Raw genomic sequence first — 17,563 nt, 5'->3', positions numbered from 1 at the left:
TGCATGACGCAAGTCACGGTGAAAGAATTGGCCCAAGAGGTCGCTGCACCGGTAGAGCGCCTGCTGCAGCAGATGCGTGAGGCAGGTCTGCCGCACACCGACGCCGGTCAGGTAGTGACCGACAGTGAGAAGCAGGCTCTGCTGACTCATCTGAAAAGCAGCCACAAGGCGAAGGTGGAAGAGCCGCGCAAGATTACCTTGCAGCGCAAGACCACCAGCACCCTGCGTGTTGCCGGTAGCAAGAGCATCAGCGTAGAAGTACGCAAGAAGAAAGTATTCGTTCAGCGCAGCCCGGAAGAAATCCAGGCCGAGCAGAAGCGCGAGCTGGAAGAGCGCCGGGCCGTCGAGAACGCTGCCCGCGAGAAAGCCGAAGCTGAAGCGCGTCAGCGTGCCGAAGAAGAAGCGCGTCGCCAGCCAGCAGGTGCAGCCCCGGCTGCTGCGCCTGCCGCCGCAGCCCCGGCTGCTCCAGCGCCAGCTCCGGTAATCGAGGCTGCTGATGCAGCGCCGGCACCGGTTGCCGAGCGCAAGAAAGACGACGTGCGTCGCAACGACAAGTCGCGTGACGACGATCGTCGTGGCGGCGAGCGCCGCAACGAAGCGCCGCGCGTGTCGGTCAAGGTCAAGGAAAAGGAAAAGGCGCCAACTCCGCGTGCCGCTCCGCGTACCACCGACGAAGAAAGCGATGGCTTCCGTCGTGGTGGCCGTGGCAAGGGCAAGCCGAAGAAGCGCAATGCCCACGGTTTCCAGAGCCCGACCGGCCCGGTTATCCGTGACGTGCAAATCGGCGAGACCATCACCGTTTCCGATCTGGCCAACCAGATGTCGGTGAAGGGCGCTGAAGTCGTCAAGTTCATGTTCAAGCTGGGCACTCCGGTGACCATCAACCAGGTGCTCGATCAGGAGACCGCTCAACTGGTCGCCGAAGAGCTGGGCCACAAGGTCACGCTGATCAGTGACACCGCCCTGGAAGATTCCCTGGCCGAATCGCTGAAGTTCGAAGGCGAGACCGAGACCCGTGCGCCGGTCGTGACCGTAATGGGCCACGTTGACCACGGTAAGACCTCGCTGCTCGACTACATCCGTCGTGCCAAGGTAGCTGCTGGCGAAGCCGGTGGCATCACCCAGCACATCGGTGCTTACCACGTGGAAACCGACCGCGGTATGGTCACCTTCCTCGATACTCCGGGTCACGCCGCGTTTACCGCCATGCGTGCCCGGGGTGCCAAGGCTACCGACATCGTGATCCTCGTGGTTGCGGCGGACGACGGTGTAATGCCGCAAACCAAGGAAGCGGTCCAGCATGCCAAGGCTGCCGGCGTTCCACTGGTTGTAGCCGTGAACAAAATCGACAAGCCAGGTGCTGATCTCGATCGCATCCGTAACGAACTGGCCGTCGAAGGCGTAACGTCCGAGGAATGGGGTGGTGACACGCCGTTCGTCAAGGTTTCCGCCAAGATGGGTACCGGTGTCGACGAGCTGCTTGAAGCTGTTCTGTTGCAGGCCGAGATCCTCGAGCTCAAGGCCACTCCATCGGCCCCGGGTCGTGGTGTTGTCGTTGAATCGCGTCTGGACAAGGGTCGTGGCCCGGTGGCTACCGTGCTGGTTCAGGACGGTACCCTGCGTCAGGGCGATATGGTCCTGTGCGGTTCGAACTACGGCCGTGTACGCGCCATGCTCGACGAAAACGGCAAGCCTGTTAAAGAAGCGGGTCCTGCGATCCCGGTCGAGATCCTCGGCCTGGACGGTACGCCGGATGCCGGTGACGAGCTGTCGGTAGTGGCTGACGAGAAGAAGGCCCGCGAAGTTGCCCTGTTCCGTCAAGGCAAGTTCCGCGAAGTCAAACTCGCTCGCGCCCACGCTGGCAAGCTCGAGAACATCTTCGAGAACATGGGCCAGGAAGAGAAGAAGACCCTCAACATCGTGCTCAAGTCCGATGTGCGTGGTTCTCTCGAGGCCCTGCAGGGCTCCCTGAGCGGTCTGGGCAACGACGAAGTACAGGTGCGCGTGATTGGTGGCGGTGTCGGTGGTATCACCGAAAGCGACGCCAACCTGGCCCTGGCCTCCAATGCAGTACTGTTCGGCTTCAACGTGCGTGCCGATGCCGGCGCGCGCAAGATCGTCGAGCAGGAAGGTCTGGATATGCGTTACTACAACGTAATCTACGACATCATTGAAGACGTCAAGAAAGCCCTGACCGGTATGCTCGGCAGCGATGTTCGCGAGAATATCCTGGGTATCGCCGAAGTGCGTGACGTGTTCCGTTCGCCGAAGTTCGGCGCTATCGCCGGCTGTATGGTCACCGAGGGTGTGGTTTACCGCAACCGTCCGATCCGCGTACTGCGCGAGGACGTGGTGATCTTCGAAGGCGAACTGGAATCGCTGCGTCGCTTCAAGGACGATGCCTCCGAAGTCCGTGCCGGCATGGAATGCGGTATCGGCGTGAAGAGCTACAACGACGTCAAAGTCGGCGACAAGATCGAAGTCTTCGAGAAAGTCCAAGTGGCTCGTACGCTCTAAGTATCGAGCATGGGAGGCGCGAAACGCCCGTCGCAAGGCGGTCGTCAGCGACTCTGAACGCAACGCCCGGTCAGGCTCAAGCCTGGTCGGGCGTTTGCCGCTTTAGTTACAGGTAGCAAAAATGGCAAAAGAATATAGCCGTACCCAACGCATTGGCGATCAGATGCAGCGTGAGCTGGCTCAACTGATTCGTCGCGAAGTCAAAGATCCACGTGTTGGCCTTGTGACCATCACCGCCGTCGACGTCAGCCGCGATGTCGGCCACGCCAAGGTGTATATCACCGTGATGGGCCAGGACAGCGCTGAAGACATCAAGCAAAGCCTCAAAGTGCTCAACTCTGCTGCAGGCTTCCTGCGCATGCAGCTGGGCAAGGAAATGAAACTGCGCAGCGTGCCGCAACTGCATTTCCACTACGACGAAAGCGTGACGCGCGGTGCCCACCTGTCGGCGCTGATCGAGCGTGCTGTTGCCGAAGACAGTCAGCACCAGGCCGCCGATACCCCGGACACCAAGGAGTAAGCGGTGGCCCAGGTCAAACGTATTCGCCGTAACGTCAGCGGTATCATCCTGCTCGACAAGCCGTTGGGGTTCACCTCCAACGCCGCCCTGCAGAAGGTCCGTTGGCTGCTCAATGCCGAGAAGGCCGGTCACACCGGCAGTCTCGACCCGCTGGCCAGTGGCGTGTTGCCGTTGTGCTTCGGTGAGGCCACCAAGTTTTCCCAGTATCTGCTCGACTCCGACAAGGGTTACGAGACGGTAATGCAACTGGGACAGACCACCACCACGGGCGATGCTGAAGGCGAAGTGCTCAAGTCTCGGGACGTGACCGTTGGTCGCGCCGATGTTGAAGCAGTTCTGCCACAATTTCGTGGTGAAATCAGTCAGATACCTCCGATGTACTCGGCGCTCAAGCGCGACGGCCAGCCGTTGTACAAGCTTGCCCGTGCAGGGGAAGTAGTGGAGCGTGAAGCGCGTTCTGTTACTATTAACCGCTTGGAGCTGCTTGAGTGCGAAGGCACTCGGGTGCGCCTGTCGGTTGGTTGCAGCAAAGGCACCTACATCCGCACCCTGGTCGAGGATATCGGCGAGGTGTTGGGTTGCGGGGCTTATGTCGCTGAACTGCGCCGCACGCATGCCGGGCCGTTCGAACTGGCCCAGACCGTGACCCTCGAAGAACTCGAAGCGGTCCACGCCGAAGGTGGCAACGAAGCAGTCGATCGCTTCCTGATGCCGTCTGACAGCGGTCTGCAAGACTGGCCACTGCTGCAGTTCTCCGAGCACAGCGCGTTTTACTGGCTGCATGGCCAACCGGTAAGAGCCCCCGAGGCGCCGAAGTTCGGTATGGTCCGGGTACAAGATCACAACGGTCGCTTCATCGGTATCGGTGAAGTGAGCGAAGACGGGCGTATCGCGCCTCGTCGTTTGATTCGGTCGGAATGATCGAAACCTTCAGTTTCAGGCTACGGCCTGGCACTGGCGGTAAAGAGGATGGCTGTTAATAGGCATGGTCATGCCTCACTTTATGAATACAGGGATTTGTCCCTGGCCTATTGGAAACCGTTTGTTCGGTTTCCCTTGATTTGGAGAAGCCAGATGGCACTCAGCGTTGAAGAAAAAGCAAAGATCGTTGGCGAATACCAGCAAGCCGCCGGTGACACCGGTAGCCCAGAAGTGCAAGTTGCACTGCTGACCGCCAACATCAACAAGCTGCAAGGCCACTTCAAGGCCAACGGCAAAGACCACCACTCCCGTCGTGGTCTGATCCGCATGGTTAACCAGCGTCGTAAGCTGCTGGACTACCTGAAGGGCAAAGACACCACTCGTTACAGCGCCCTGATCGGTCGCCTGGGTCTGCGTCGCTAATAGCGGCCTGGCCAGTGGTGTGCACGGCGTGCTGCATTCCTCGCTTCCGGTGCCTGGCATCGGCAGCGATGAGCACGCCGCGCGTATCTATGAGGTTGGCTGTCTGTCTCGCTTGAGCGGTTTACCGCAAGGGCAGGGCAGGCTCCCAACCTCTAGTTTTATCTGGACTGCCAACAGGGCCGATTCCCTGAGCTGCCCAAGAATTCGCAAGAACCAGTTCCCCCAGAGCCACTGAAGAAGGTAGGAAACCGTGAACCCGGTAATCAAGAAATTCCAGTTCGGTCAATCGACCGTTACCCTCGAGACGGGCCGTATTGCTCGTCAAGCGTCCGGCGCCGTATTGGTCACCGTCGACAACGATGTCACCGTACTGGTGACCGTGGTCGGTGCCAAACAGGCCGATCCAGGCAAAGGCTTCTTCCCCCTGTCCGTTCACTATCAGGAAAAGACCTACGCCGCCGGCAAGATCCCTGGTGGTTTCTTCAAGCGTGAAGGCCGTCCTTCCGAGAAAGAAACCCTGACCTCGCGTCTGATCGACCGTCCGATCCGTCCGCTGTTCCCAGAAGGCTTCATGAACGAAGTGCAGGTTGTCTGCACCGTCGTTTCCACCAGCAAGAAGACCGATCCGGACATCGCTGCGATGATCGGTACCTCGGCCGCTCTGGCAATCTCCGGCATTCCGTTCGAAGGCCCGATCGGTGCCGCGCGCGTTGCTTTCCACGAAAGCACCGGCTACCTGCTGAACCCGACTTACGAGCAACTGGCTGCTTCGAGCCTGGACATGGTCGTTGCCGGTACTTCCGACGCCGTGCTGATGGTTGAATCGGAAGCCAAAGAGCTGACCGAAGACCAGATGCTGGGCGCTGTACTGTTCGCCCACGACGAATTCCAGGCTGTTATCCAGGCTGTCAAAGAGCTGGCCGCCGAAGCTGCCAAGCCTACCTGGGACTGGACTGCCAAGGCCGAAAACACTTCCCTGCTGAGCGCCATCCGCGCTGAACTGGGCGAAGCTGTTTCCCAGGCTTACACCATCACCGTCAAGGCCGACCGTTACGCTCGCCTGGGCGAACTGCGCGATCAGGCGATCGCCAAGTTCTCCGGTGAAGAAGGCCAGCCGTCGGCTGCTGAAGTCAAAGAGATCTTCGGCGAAATCGAATACCGCACCGTTCGCGAAAACATCGTTAACGGCAAGCCACGTATCGACGGCCGCGACACCAAAACCGTGCGTCCGCTGAACATTGAAGTCGGCGTGCTGCCAAAAACTCACGGTTCGGCGCTGTTCACCCGTGGCGAAACCCAGGCCCTGGTCGTTGCGACCCTGGGTACTGCCCGTGACGCTCAACTGCTGGACACCCTCGAAGGCGAGAAAAAAGACCCCTTCATGCTGCACTACAACTTCCCTCCGTTCTCGGTGGGCGAGTGTGGTCGTATGGGCGGTGCTGGTCGTCGCGAAATCGGTCACGGCCGTCTGGCCCGTCGTTCGGTTCAGGCCATGCTGCCTGCCGCTGACGTGTTCCCGTACACCATCCGTGTTGTGTCGGAAATCACCGAGTCCAACGGTTCCAGCTCCATGGCTTCGGTCTGCGGTGCTTCCCTGGCGCTGATGGACGCCGGTGTACCGATGAAGGCGCCGGTTGCCGGTATCGCCATGGGTCTGGTTAAAGAAGGCGAGAAATTCGCCATCCTGACCGACATCCTCGGTGACGAAGACCACCTGGGCGACATGGATTTCAAAGTAGCTGGTACCGCCAAGGGTGTTACCGCGCTGCAGATGGACATCAAGATCAACGGCATCACCGAAGAAATCATGGAAATCGCTCTGGGCCAAGCCCTGGAAGCGCGCCTGAACATCCTCGGTCAGATGAACCAGATCATCGGTCAGTCCCGTAGCGAGCTGTCGGAAAATGCTCCGACCATGATCGCCATGAAGATCGACACCGACAAGATCCGTGACGTCATCGGTAAAGGCGGCGCAACCATTCGTGCCATCTGCGAAGAAACCAAGGCTTCGATCGACATCGAAGACGACGGCTCGATCAAGATCTTCGGTGAGACCAAAGACGCTGCTGAAGCTGCTCGTCAGCGCGTTCTGAGCATCACTGCAGAAGCCGAGATCGGCAAGATCTACGTCGGTAAGGTCGAGCGCATCGTTGACTTCGGTGCTTTCGTAAACATCCTGCCTGGCAAGGACGGTCTGGTACACATCTCCATGCTGAGCGATGCTCGCGTCGAGAAAGTCACCGACATCCTCAAAGAAGGTCAGGAAGTCGAAGTACTGGTACTGGACGTGGACAACCGCGGCCGTATCAAGCTGTCGATCAAAGATGTTGCTGCAGCCAAGGCATCCGGCGTCTAAGCTGAATGTGTTGAAGAAAAGGACCCTACGGGGTCCTTTTTTTATGCCTGCAGGATTTAGCTTGTGGACATGCATCTTGCATGCAGGATTTTGCCGGGGCTTGCAAATTGCACGATGGCATAATTAAGCGCTTATCGTAAGCAATTGATTTATATAGGTATTTTTTAAGGCAAAAGCTGGCACAGGCCCTGCAATGGTATCCATACCCCTGCTGCCAGGACTTACGGCGCAGACTTTTCGAAAAACAGGAGTGTCTCGTATGAAGAAGTTCGCTATTGCTGCCGCTACTGCCACCGCCCTGACCCTGACCTTGGCTAACGCGGCGTTCGCCCAACAGCCTTCCCAGGCTCCGCTGACTGTCGCTGCCGGTGAAATGACCAAGGCAACAGAAGCGACCAAAGACACCTGGATCACCACCAAGGTCAAATCCGACCTGGTGACCGAGAAGGGTATTCCAGGCACTGACATCAAGGTAGAAACCAACAAAGGCGTGGTTTCCCTGTCTTCCGACGTCGCGCTGACCAAGTCGCAGAAAGATACGGCAGTGATGATCACCAAGAAAATCGACGGCGTTAAGGCGGTTTCGGCTGATGGCCTGAAAACCGACTGACCCGCAAAAACAAAAGCCCCGGCACTGGTTGCCGGGGCTTTTTTATTGGGCGAACGACGCTCAGATGCCGCTGTTACTCGGCATCCAGATGCAGTGGCGTGATTACCCGTCCATCCGCTTCGGCCTCGCCGAGGCTCGCATCAATGAAGTACACCCGATCGTCTTCCAGCTTCGCCTTGTCGACCAGGTAATCCTTGATGCTGCTGGCCCGTGCCTGCCCCAGCTGGCGTAGCAGCAGCGGGCTTTCACCCCAGGATTTGAGCACCGCGTCGCGCAACTGATTGGTACGCTGTTCGCGGTCCAGTTGCTCCCATTCGGCAGGTGGCTGCTGTTTCATGCGGGTACGGTAGATGCCTTCGAGCATCGCCGGTTTGTCGCTGTCGGGTACTTTCAGTTCCGAAGCCTGGGCCGGGACCTTGTCGCCGCGACGCTGGAGCATCTTGTAGTAGGTGCTCTGGTATTCACGCTCCAGACGTTGCTGGGCAATCAACGGTCCGTCGCTGCTCTGGGCGCTGGTGCCTTCGATCTCCAATCGCAGCGCAGGGCGCTCCTTGAGGGCCGCTGCGAGCTTGTCGAGGGCGCCCTGGGCGTCCGCTGCGAGGTCGCTGGAGCCTGCGGCAAAGGCTACGCTGCCGAGGTCCTGGGCATCGCCGCCGCTGATCAGGCCGCCGATGAACTTGAACGGTGCCTGGGCAGCACGCAGCACGAGATTGCGCAGCGTCTGCCAGACAATCGGCATGACACTGAACTGTGGATCGTTCAGATCACCGGTAACCGGTAGTTCGATGGAGATCTTGCCCTCGGTGTCTTTGAGCAAGGCCACCGCCAGGCGAATCGGCAGGTCTACGGCGTCCGGGCTATCGACCTTCTCACCCAGTTGCAACTGCTCGACCACGACCTTGTTCTCGGCCTTGAGCCTGCCCTGGGTGATGATGTAATGCAGGTCGATGTTCAGTCGGCCCTTGCGGATGCGGAACCCGGCGAATTTGCCCGAGTAAGGCGTCAGGGTGGTCAGCTCGACGCGTTTGAAGCTGGTGGCGATATCCAGGCTGGCCATCGGGTCGAAGGGGTTCAGCGCGCCTTTGATGGTTACGGGCGCATAGCGATCAACCTTGCCCTTGATATCGACCTTGGCCGGCTTGGGCTGACGGTTGTCGATGGTACCGATCTGGCCATTGAGCTGCTGGATCGCGGTGGCGAAGTTGGGCGTCAGACTAAAGTCGGCGAAGTTTGCCGAGCCATCGTTGATATCAATAGCGCCAATACGAATGCCTAGTGGCTTGGTGCTGCTCGCCGGGGCCTTGGCTTTCGCCGGGGTGCTGGATTGCGCAGTTGCCGGCTGCGGTATCAACAGGTCATCGACGTTAGTGGTGCGGTCTTCGTTGATCATGAAGCGCGCGTAAGGCTGCTTGAGGGTGACTTTGCCAATGGACAAGGCATCACCATGGCGGTAGGACACGCCATCGAGATTCAACTGCTGCCATTTGACGAAGTCGCGGTCCTTGATGGTGTCGAGCGTATGCAACTGGTTGACCTGGGCCTTGCCGTCGATGCTGAACGCCAGTGGCTCGGTACTCTTGAGGTCGACATTGAGGTCGCTGCCAAGCATGCCGCTGCGCAGTTCCAGGCGAATGAACGGGCTGATATAGGCCTGGGCGATACGCAGGTCGATGTCCTGGGTACTGACCTTGAGCTTGGCGGTAACGGGCGCGAGGTTGACCTCGCCGGCGGCTTGCAGCTTGCCTTGTTTGCCAACCCCGGTGTCGAGCTTGAGGTTGAAGGGTGACTGGTTGAGGCTGTCGAAGTTTTGCAGGTCAAGGTTCAGCGGCCCGACGTCGAGGGCAACCGGCTCTTTCTGCGAGCGGTCCGCCAGGTGCACTTGATAATTGCGAAGTTGCACGTCCTTGAGCAGTACCTGCCAGGGCTTCCCGGGTTCGGACTTTTCCGCTTGTTGCGCTTTATCGGGTTCGGCAGCCGCGGGTTCGGCTTTCTCTTTTGCCGACGGCTTGGCCGGCTGGCTGGCGAACAGCTTCTGCCAGTCGAGCTGGCCGTCTGCCTCAAGCGTTGCCCAGGTTTCCAGCTTCTCGCTACGGATCTTGCCGACGGTGACCTGCTGCTTGGCGAGATCGACCGAGGTTTCGCTCACGTCAAGTCGGGCCAGGCGCGCCAGCGGGCGACCATCCGGTGCTTTGATGGCAAACGGCGCGATGCTGATCGAGGTTTTGTCGAGCAGCAGTTCGGTGTCTTTGGACAGGTTCAACGAATAGTGGGTGTCCAGGCTGATGACGCCGTCTTCCAGCACCAGCGGCACTGCATCGCGCACGTAGGGCCAGAAAGCCTTCATCTTGCCTTCGGTGACCTTCAAGGTGCCTTCGGAGGCGAGTGGCACCACGCTGAAGGAACCGCTCCAGTCGATGCGGCCGCCGTAGGGGCCAACGGCGACAAGGGTCATGTCACTGCTGTCGTCGGGCAGCGTGCTGAGGTTCTTCAGCTCCAGGTTCATCGAGTCGTAGAGGAACTCGATCGGTTCGCTGGGACGCAGGTCCTCGAAGTGCAGGTAACCCTCATGGAGCTTGATGCTGCCGATGCGTACCGGGAACGGGTCACTGGCGGGCGCTGGTGGTGTCGGCTCGCTGGGCGGCAGCTTGAACAGTTGTGTGAGATTGAGGCTGCCATCCTTGGCAAACAGCAGTTCGGTACGCGGCTTGTCCAGTTCGATGCCCTCAAGGTGCAGGGCCTTGGTCCACAGGCTGTCGATCTGCAGGTTGGCATACAAACGCTCGAAGCCGACCTGCTCCTTGCCGGTTTCGCCGATCTGCAGGCCCCAGAGCGTCAGCTCCAGGGTGAACGGGTTGAGTTCGATTCGCTGCAGGTGGGCGGGCACGGTGGCGTAATTGGCCAATTGCTGGTTGGCTATTCGCAGGACCACTCCCGGAAGAATCAGAAAACCAAGAAGGCTGTAGAGGGCCAGTGCGGCCAACATGGCGCCGAGGGCGCGTCTCAATCCTTTAAGCATGTGCGGCGTCGTCTGTCTGAAACGGAAGTGCTTGGAGTATGGCACGTAAAAACGGTTCCGAAGCGCCCTCGGAAATTACCGTTTTTTTGCTTTAGAGCTGAAGAATCAAGGTTTTCAGGGGCGGTTGGCCATCCTGCGACGGAAAGTCGCTGGCGGGTTTGAGCACCTGCCAGTCCCGTACCGGTCGGCCGATTTTCTCGGCACAGCGCAGCACCTGCTCACGCCAGTCGTCGAGGCTGACTTTGGCGAGATTGTTACAACAGATCAGTACGCCGTTCTCGGCCGTGCTTAGCAAGGCGGGTTTGAGCAGGCTCTGGTAGTCGCGCAGCAGGTCGACCGTGCCGAAGGCACTCTTGGCCCACGCCGGCGGATCCAGAAGCACCAGGTCGAACTGGCGCTGCTCAAGACGCGGGTAGGGCGGCAGCTTGTGCCCCCGGCGCTGGCTGACAGGCAGGCCGGCAAACTGGCGGATGGCTGGAAAATAATCGGACTGGATGAACTCCATCGGTTGCAGCGTCGGGTTGAGTGCGCCGTTTTCCTTGCCCACGGCCAGGTTGCCTTCGGCGAAGTCCAGGTTGCATACGGAGGCAGCGCCGCCTGCAGCGGCACTCAGGCCAACGCCACAGGTGTAGGCGAACAGGTTAAGTACACTTTTGCCGGCGCTGTGCTGCTTGACCCAGCCGCGGGCATTGCGCAGGTCGAGAAACAGTAGCGGGTCCTGGCCCGCGTGACGGCCACGCACACGGTAGTTCAAACCCCATTCATGGCCGATCTGGTCGGCGAGGGCGGCCTCGCTGGCGGTGTACACCGGGTCGCGGCGATCAATGCGGCTGTTGCCCTGGGAGCGGTCGTTGTAGACCAGCAGCAACTCAAGACCGAGTTCGGCCTCGATGCTGGCATGCAGCATTAGCAGCGACTCGGCGTCCAGGGTTTGGTGAAAGCTTTGCACCAGCAACTGCGGGCCATAACGATCGATGGTCAAACCACCGGCGCCTTCCTGGCTGCCGTGGAACAGGCGGTAGCAGTCGGTGCCTTGGGCATGCAGTTCGTTGAGCAGGCCCTTGCGGGCATCGAGGGCGGCGCGCAGCGCCTGATTCAAGAGGGACATGCACGTGGCCTTGGTTTGCGGACGTGCAGTTTAACAGCCAAGCCGGGGGAGGGGCCATGGCAGCCCCTCCCGCGGGGTACTAGCGCTCGATGGCCAGCGCTACGCCCTGGCCGCCCCCGATGCACAAGGTGGCCAGGCCCTTCTTGGCGTCACGCTTGATCATTTCGTGCAGCAGGGTGACCAGAACGCGGCAGCCCGACGCGCCGATCGGGTGGCCGAGGGCAATGGCGCCGCCGTTGACATTGACCTTGCTGGCATCCCATTCCAGCTCCTTGCCCACCGACAGTGCCTGCGCCGCGAAGGCTTCGTTTGCCTCGATCAGGTCGAGGTCGGCCAGTTGCCAGCCGGCCTTGTCGAGGCAGCGGCGGGTGGCGCTGACCGGGCCGATCCCCATGATCGCCGGGTCTACACCGGCGTTGGCGTAGGCTTTGATCCGTGCCAGCACTGGCAGGCCCAACTGCTGGGCTTTGGCCGCACTCATCAGCAGGACCGCCGCAGCGCCATCGTTGAGGGAAGAAGCGTTGCCGGCCGTAACGGTACCGTCTTTCTTGAAGGCCGGCTTGAGCTTGCTCAGCGACTCGGCGGTGGTGCCAGCACGCGGTTGTTCGTCAGTGGCAAAGGCAATCGGGTCGCCCTTGCGCTGAGGAATCAGGATCGGGGTGATTTCATCGATGAAGCGTCCGGCCTCGATGGCGGCAGCTGCTTTTTGCTGCGAGGCGGCGGCGAAGGCGTCCTGTTCTTCACGGCTGATGGCGTATTTGTCGACCAGGTTCTCGGCGGTAATACCCATGTGGTAGTCGTTGAACGCGTCCCACAGGCCGTCGCTGATCATGCTGTCGATCACTGTGCTATGGCCCATGCGCAAGCCGGTGCGCGCGCCCGGCATGACATAGTTGGCCAGGCTCATGTTTTCCTGGCCGCCGGCGATGATCACTTCGGCGTCGCCGCAACGAATGGCCTGGGTGGCCAGGTGCAGCGCCTTGAGGCCGGAGCCGCAGACTTTGTTCAAGGTCATGGCCGGTACGGCGTGGGGCAGGCCGGCCTTGATCGCGGCCTGGCGCGCCGGGTTCTGACCGGCACCGGCGGTCAGTACCTGGCCAAGGATGACTTCATCGACCAGTTCGCCATCGATACCGGTTTGCGACAGCAGCTGGCGAATCACGGCAGCGCCCAGGTCAACGGCGGGAATTGCCGCCAGTGCGCCCTGATAGCTACCGACAGCGGTACGGGTGGCGGCAACGATAACGACGTCTTGCATGGTGCGGGTCCTCACTCTTATTCGATTTAGTGTCAGAACGGCGAAGGCCGGGTGGGCCTTGATGGGCCCTCATGGTGGCATAGATGCGCCAGGCTCTTCCAATCCTGTGCTCAGCTGATGTCCATGCGCCGCCGTGCCCGGTGCGCCGAACCATCGCGCATGGCCCAGCGCAACACCGGCGCCGTGGTGTTGATCCCCAGGCGAATCAGGCGTCGCTGCAACGGGTGTTGTTGCAGGTTGAGCATGTCGCTGGCCCATTCGGGCAGCAAGTCGATACCAGCGCGCAACATCAGGCTTCCCACCGGTTGCGCAAGACGGCTGGGGGCAGGCGCATCGAGCAACACCTGAACCACTTCATGACTGCGTTCATCACAACGCAATTGTGGGCGCATGCTGTGCAGATAATCCGCTATTTGCTGGCGTGAACGCGGTACATCGCGGGCACCGAGGCGTTCGGCAATCAGGGCAATCTCGGCGTAGTAGGCGTCTTGCTCGGCGACGCCCAGGTCCGGGTTGCGGTAACGCAGGTGGGCCGCCAGAAAGCTGCTGACCTCGGCCACGTGTACCCAGGTCAGCAAGTCGGGATCGCTGGCAGCGTAGGGAGTGCCGTCGGCGGCATTGCCGACCACTTGCAAATGAATGGCACGGACCTTTTCGATCAGCCAGTTGGCATCCCGGGTGGCGCCAAAGGTGGTGCCGGAGATGAACTGGCTGGTGCGGCGAAGGCGCCCCAGCAGATCCTGTCGAAAGTTGGAATGGTCCCAGACGCCAGCCAGTGCCAGCGGATGCAGGAGTTGCAGGAGCAAGGCACTGATGCCACCGATCAGCATGCTCGGGAAGTCGCCGTGTACCCGCCAGCTGGTGCTGTCCGGGCCGAACAGCCCGGGGTCGCCTTTGGGGTTTTCCAGGTCAAGCTGTCCCAGGGACAAGCCGGTCAGGCTCATCACCTGGGTTTCGATGCGGCGGCGAATCGCTTCCATGGTTACCTTGCGTACACGGCAACCGTGAAAGGTTGCCGTTCATGTGTTCAAACGTTTATCGATCAGGCCCTGAACCACGCTCGGGTCGGCCAGCGTCGAGGTGTCACCGAGGCTGTCGAGTTCATTGCAGGCGATCTTGCGCAGGATACGGCGCATGATTTTGCCAGAGCGGGTCTTGGGTAATGCCGGTGCCCACTGAATCAGCTCAGGTTTGGCAAAGCTGCCGATTTCCTTGCTGACCAGGGCCAACAGTTCCTGCCTGAGGGTGTCGTCCGGGTTCACGCCGTTCATTGGCGTAACAAAGGCATAGATGCCTTGCCCCTTGAGATCGTGAGGGTACCCGACTACAGCCGCTTCGGCGATGCTGTCGTGCAACACCAGCGCGCTTTCGACTTCGGCGGTGCCGATGCGGTGCCCGGAAACGTTGATCACGTCATCGATGCGCCCGGTTATCCACAGGTCGCCGTCGGCATCGCGACGGGCACCGTCGCCGGTGAAGTAATAGCCGGGCAGCGGCTTGAAGTAGGTATCGATCATCCGTTGCGGGTCGCCATACACGCTACGGATCTGCCCAGGCCAGCTGGCTTTGATCGCCAGCATGCCGCTGCCGGGCCCTTCGATGAGCTTGCCTTTGTCATCGAGCAATACGGGCTGTACGCCAAACAGCGGTTGGGTGGCACACCCGGGTTTTATCCGCCGGGTGCTGACCAGCGGGCTGATCATGATGCCGCCGGTTTCGGTCTGCCACCAGGTATCAACGATGGGGCAACGTTGCTCGCCGACGGCATTGAAATACCACTCCCAGGCTTCCGGGTTGATCGGCTCGCCGACGCTGCCCAGCAGCCGCAGACTCTTGCGCGAAGTGCTCTGCAACGGGCCCTCGCCTTCTCGCATCAAGGCGCGCAGGGCGGTGGGGGCGGTATAGAAAATGTTCACCTGGTGTTTGTCGACCACTTGCCAGAAACGCGAGGTGTCGGGGTAATTGGGCACACCTTCGAACATCACCGTGATTGCACCGTTGGCCAGGGGGCCGTAGACGATGTAGCTGTGCCCGGTGACCCAGCCGACATCGGCGGTGCACCAGAACACTTCGCCCTCGCGGTAATCGAACACGGTCTTGAAGGTCAGTGCGGCCTGCAGCAGGTAGCCGGCGGTGGTGTGCAGCACGCCCTTGGGTTTGCCGGTGCTGCCGGAGGTGTAGAGGATGAACAGCGGGTCTTCAGCGTCCATTGGCTCGGGCGGGCAGTCATCACCGACCTGCTTGACCGCTTCGTGATACCAGAGGTCGCGCCCTTCGTTCCAGTCGATCGTGCCATCGGTGCGCTTGATCACCACCACGGTGCCTACGTTCGGGCAACTGAGCAGCGCCTTGTCGACGTTGTTTTTCAGAGCTACGGTCTTGCCGCCGCGAACGCCCTCATCGGCGGTGATGACCGTGCGGCAATCGGCGTCGAGGATGCGGTCCCGCAGGGCGTCGGGGGAAAAGCCGCCGAACACCACTGAATGAATGGCGCCGATGCGGCTGCAGGCGAGCATGGCGTAGGCAGCCTCGGGCACCATGGGCATGTAGATGCACACCCGGTCACCTTTTTTAACCCCACGTTGCTTGAGCACGTTGGCCAGGCGGCAGACGTGACCGTACAGCTCACGGTAGGTGATGACACTGGAGTCGGCAGGGTTGTCGCCTTCACTGATGATCGCCGGTTGGTTGCCTCGCGTGGCCAGGTGGCGGTCGATGCAGTTGTAGCTGACGTTGAGTTGAGCACCTTTGAACCAGCTAGCCTGGCCGGTCTTCATGTCGCTTTGCTGGATGCTGGTCCAGGGCTTGATCCAGTCCAAAGCCTTGGCCTGTTCTGCCCAGAACGCGTCAGGGTCTTCAATCGACTGGCGGTACAGGCGCTGGTAATCGGCCTGGCTCAACTGCGCCGCTTTGCTCACGGCATCGGCATGGGGAAAGGCGCTGATATCGAACATGGTGGGGTCCTGTTCTGAGCATTTTTTTGTCAGAACAGTGTAGCCGCTACCCCAGGCCGCGTTCGTTCGGCCCGGGGTGGCGTCAGTGGATCAACCGCGGTGACGGCTGCGGAAGAAGTTGATCAGGCCTTGGGTAGAGGCGTCTTCAGCGGCGTCTTCAATGCCGCCGACCAGGCGCTGGTAAACACCCTTGCCGAGTTCTTTGCCCAGTTCCACGCCCCACTGGTCGAAGGCATTGATACCCCAGACCACGCTTTGCACGAACACTTTGTGTTCATACATCGCCACCAGTGCACCCAGACGACGCGGGCTGATGCGCTCGACCACCAGCGTGTTGCTCGGGCGGTTACCGGGGATCACCTTGTGCGGCGCCAGCTTCTGCACATCGGCTTCGGCCATGCCTTTTTCGCGCAGCTCGGCCTCGGCCTCGGCACGGGTCTTGCCGAGCATCAGTGCCTGGCTTTGCGACAGGCAGTTGGCGTACAGCCACTGATGATGATCGGCAACCGGGTTGAAGCTGACCACCGGGACGATGAAGTCTGCCGGGATCAACTGCGTGCCCTGATGCAGCAACTGGTGGTAGGCGTGCTGACCGTTGCAGCCAACGCCACCCCAGATCACCGGACCGGTGTCGTGGTTGACCGGCGTACCGTCCTGGCGAACGCTTTTGCCGTTGGATTCCATGTCCAGCTGTTGCAGGTGCTTGGTAATGTTACGCAGGTAGTGATCGTAGGGCAGGATCGCATGGCTCTGCGCCCCCCAGAAGTTACCGTACCAGACCCCCAGCAACGCCAGCAGCACGGGCATGTTCTGCTCGAACGGCGCGTTCTGGAAATGCTGGTCCATGGTGTAGGCACCGGACAGCAGTTCTTTGAAGTTGGCCGTGCCGATGGCCAGCGCGATGGGCAGGCCGATTGCCGACCACAGCGAGTAGCGACCGCCGACCCAGTCCCACATCGGGAAGATATTCTCTTCACGAATGCCGAAGGCAATCGCTGCGGCCTTGTTACTCGATACGGCGATGAAGTGTTTGTACAGTTCGGCTTCCGAACCGCCCTGAGCGAGGTACCAGGCGCGCGCGGCCTGGGCGTTTTTCAGGGTTTCCAGGGTGTTGAAGGATTTTGAGGAAACAATGAACAGGGTGGTTTCGGCGCGCAGCTTGGCCGACAGCTCATGGAACTCACTGCCGTCGATATTGGCCAGGTAATGGCAGCGCACACCGCGTTGGGCGTAGGGCAGCAAGGCCTCGGATACCAGCTCCGGGCCGAGGAACGAGCCACCAATTCCGATGTTGACGACGTCGGTAATCGGCTTTTCGCTGTAACCGCGCCACAGGCCGTCATGAATGCGGCCGACCAGTTCGGTGACCTGGTTGAGGACTTTGTGCACCTCGGGCATCACGTTCACGCCATTGACGGCCAGTTTGTCGCCTACCGGGCGGCGCAGCGCCGTGTGCAGGGCAGGGCGGCCTTCGGAGGCGTTGAGAATCTCGCCGGCGAACAGCGACTTGATCGCTTCTTGCAAATCAACTTCGTTGGCCAGTTTGACCAGCAGTTCGCGGGTCTGGCTGTTGATCAGGTTCTTCGAGTAGTCGAGGAACAGACCGCAGGTGCTCAGGGAAAACTGGTCAAAACGCTTGGGGTCAGCCGCGAACGCCTCGCGCATGCTGAAGCCCTGCATGGCATCGCGGTGTTGCTGGAGAGCCTGCCAGGCTGGCAGGGTCGTAACGTCGTGAGGGGTGCGGTAATACGCCATCGCTGCAGGTTTCCTTATTGCGTGAACTGCCTTGGACACTGGAAAAAACGTCCTGTTAGCAGGCTGATGCCAATTATAGGCATGCAGCCTGCTTTACAGGGAGTAGGCAGGAGGCCTACAGAGCA

12 protein-coding genes are annotated in these 17,563 nt (G+C 60.5%); 6 read left to right on the top strand and 6 right to left on the bottom strand.

Features of this window, described 5'->3' with window-relative positions:
* Positions 1-3: 3 nt before the first annotated feature.
* The 6 genes from infB (at position 4) to DM813_RS08615 (ending at position 7,347) form a co-directional block, all read left to right on the top strand.
* A complete protein-coding gene (infB, locus tag DM813_RS08640; protein WP_128323008.1) occupies positions 4-2,517 on the top strand; it encodes a translation initiation factor IF-2 in 2,514 nt (837 codons plus the stop codon).
* Between the two features lie 121 nt (positions 2,518-2,638).
* A complete protein-coding gene (rbfA, locus tag DM813_RS08635) occupies positions 2,639-3,037 on the top strand; it encodes a 30S ribosome-binding factor RbfA (RefSeq protein ID WP_038606777.1) in 399 nt (132 codons plus the stop codon).
* 3 nt (positions 3,038-3,040) lie between these two features.
* The gene (gene truB, locus DM813_RS08630) at positions 3,041-3,958 is read left to right on the top strand and encodes a tRNA pseudouridine(55) synthase TruB (RefSeq protein WP_128323007.1); all 918 of its coding nucleotides are present in this window, start codon (positions 3,041-3,043) and stop codon (positions 3,956-3,958) included.
* Positions 3,959-4,111: 153 nt separating this feature from the next.
* On the top strand, positions 4,112-4,381 hold the full coding sequence (rpsO, locus tag DM813_RS08625; protein WP_010222985.1) for a 30S ribosomal protein S15: 270 nt from the start codon (positions 4,112-4,114) through the stop codon (positions 4,379-4,381).
* 250 nt (positions 4,382-4,631) lie between these two features.
* Positions 4,632-6,737, top strand: coding sequence for a polyribonucleotide nucleotidyltransferase (gene pnp, locus DM813_RS08620; protein ID WP_128323006.1), 2,106 nt, complete (start codon positions 4,632-4,634; stop codon positions 6,735-6,737).
* 259 nt (positions 6,738-6,996) lie between these two features.
* Positions 6,997-7,347 carry a BON domain-containing protein gene (locus DM813_RS08615; RefSeq protein ID WP_128323005.1) on the top strand — a complete coding sequence of 117 codons (351 nt, stop codon included), beginning with the start codon at positions 6,997-6,999 and terminating at the stop codon, positions 7,345-7,347.
* A 73-nt stretch (positions 7,348-7,420) separates the two neighbouring features.
* On the opposite strand, the gene DM813_RS08610 is transcribed toward DM813_RS08615, so the two are convergent.
* The 6 genes from DM813_RS08610 to pgi all read right to left on the bottom strand — a co-directional run bounded on the left by DM813_RS08610 (position 7,421) and on the right by pgi (position 17,438).
* Complete coding sequence (locus tag DM813_RS08610; RefSeq protein ID WP_128323004.1) at positions 7,421-10,363, bottom strand: DUF748 domain-containing protein; 2,943 nt, start codon at positions 10,361-10,363, stop codon at positions 7,421-7,423.
* Positions 10,364-10,454: 91 nt separating this feature from the next.
* Positions 10,455-11,471: a class I SAM-dependent rRNA methyltransferase gene (locus DM813_RS08605; protein ID WP_128323003.1), complete on the bottom strand. Its 1,017-nt coding sequence runs from the start codon at positions 11,469-11,471 to the stop codon at positions 10,455-10,457.
* Between the two features lie 79 nt (positions 11,472-11,550).
* On the bottom strand, positions 11,551-12,729 hold the full coding sequence (locus DM813_RS08600) for an acetyl-CoA C-acetyltransferase (protein ID WP_128323002.1): 1,179 nt from the start codon (positions 12,727-12,729) through the stop codon (positions 11,551-11,553).
* A gap of 110 nt (positions 12,730-12,839) precedes the next feature.
* On the bottom strand, positions 12,840-13,709 hold the full coding sequence (locus DM813_RS08595; RefSeq protein ID WP_128323001.1) for an oxygenase MpaB family protein: 870 nt from the start codon (positions 13,707-13,709) through the stop codon (positions 12,840-12,842).
* 39 nt (positions 13,710-13,748) lie between these two features.
* Positions 13,749-15,683 carry an acetate--CoA ligase gene (gene acs / locus DM813_RS08590; RefSeq protein WP_128323000.1) on the bottom strand — a complete coding sequence of 645 codons (1,935 nt, stop codon included), beginning with the start codon at positions 15,681-15,683 and terminating at the stop codon, positions 13,749-13,751.
* Positions 15,684-15,773: 90 nt separating this feature from the next.
* Complete coding sequence (gene pgi / locus DM813_RS08585; protein ID WP_128322999.1) at positions 15,774-17,438, bottom strand: glucose-6-phosphate isomerase; 1,665 nt, start codon at positions 17,436-17,438, stop codon at positions 15,774-15,776.
* Positions 17,439-17,563 lie beyond the last annotated feature (125 nt).

Source organism: Pseudomonas alkylphenolica, assembly GCF_004025535.1.
Lineage (GTDB): Bacteria > Pseudomonadota > Gammaproteobacteria > Pseudomonadales > Pseudomonadaceae > Aquipseudomonas > Aquipseudomonas alkylphenolica_A.
The sequence above is the reverse complement of the archived record's forward strand: the minus strand, read 5'-3'. Positions and strand labels throughout refer to the sequence as shown.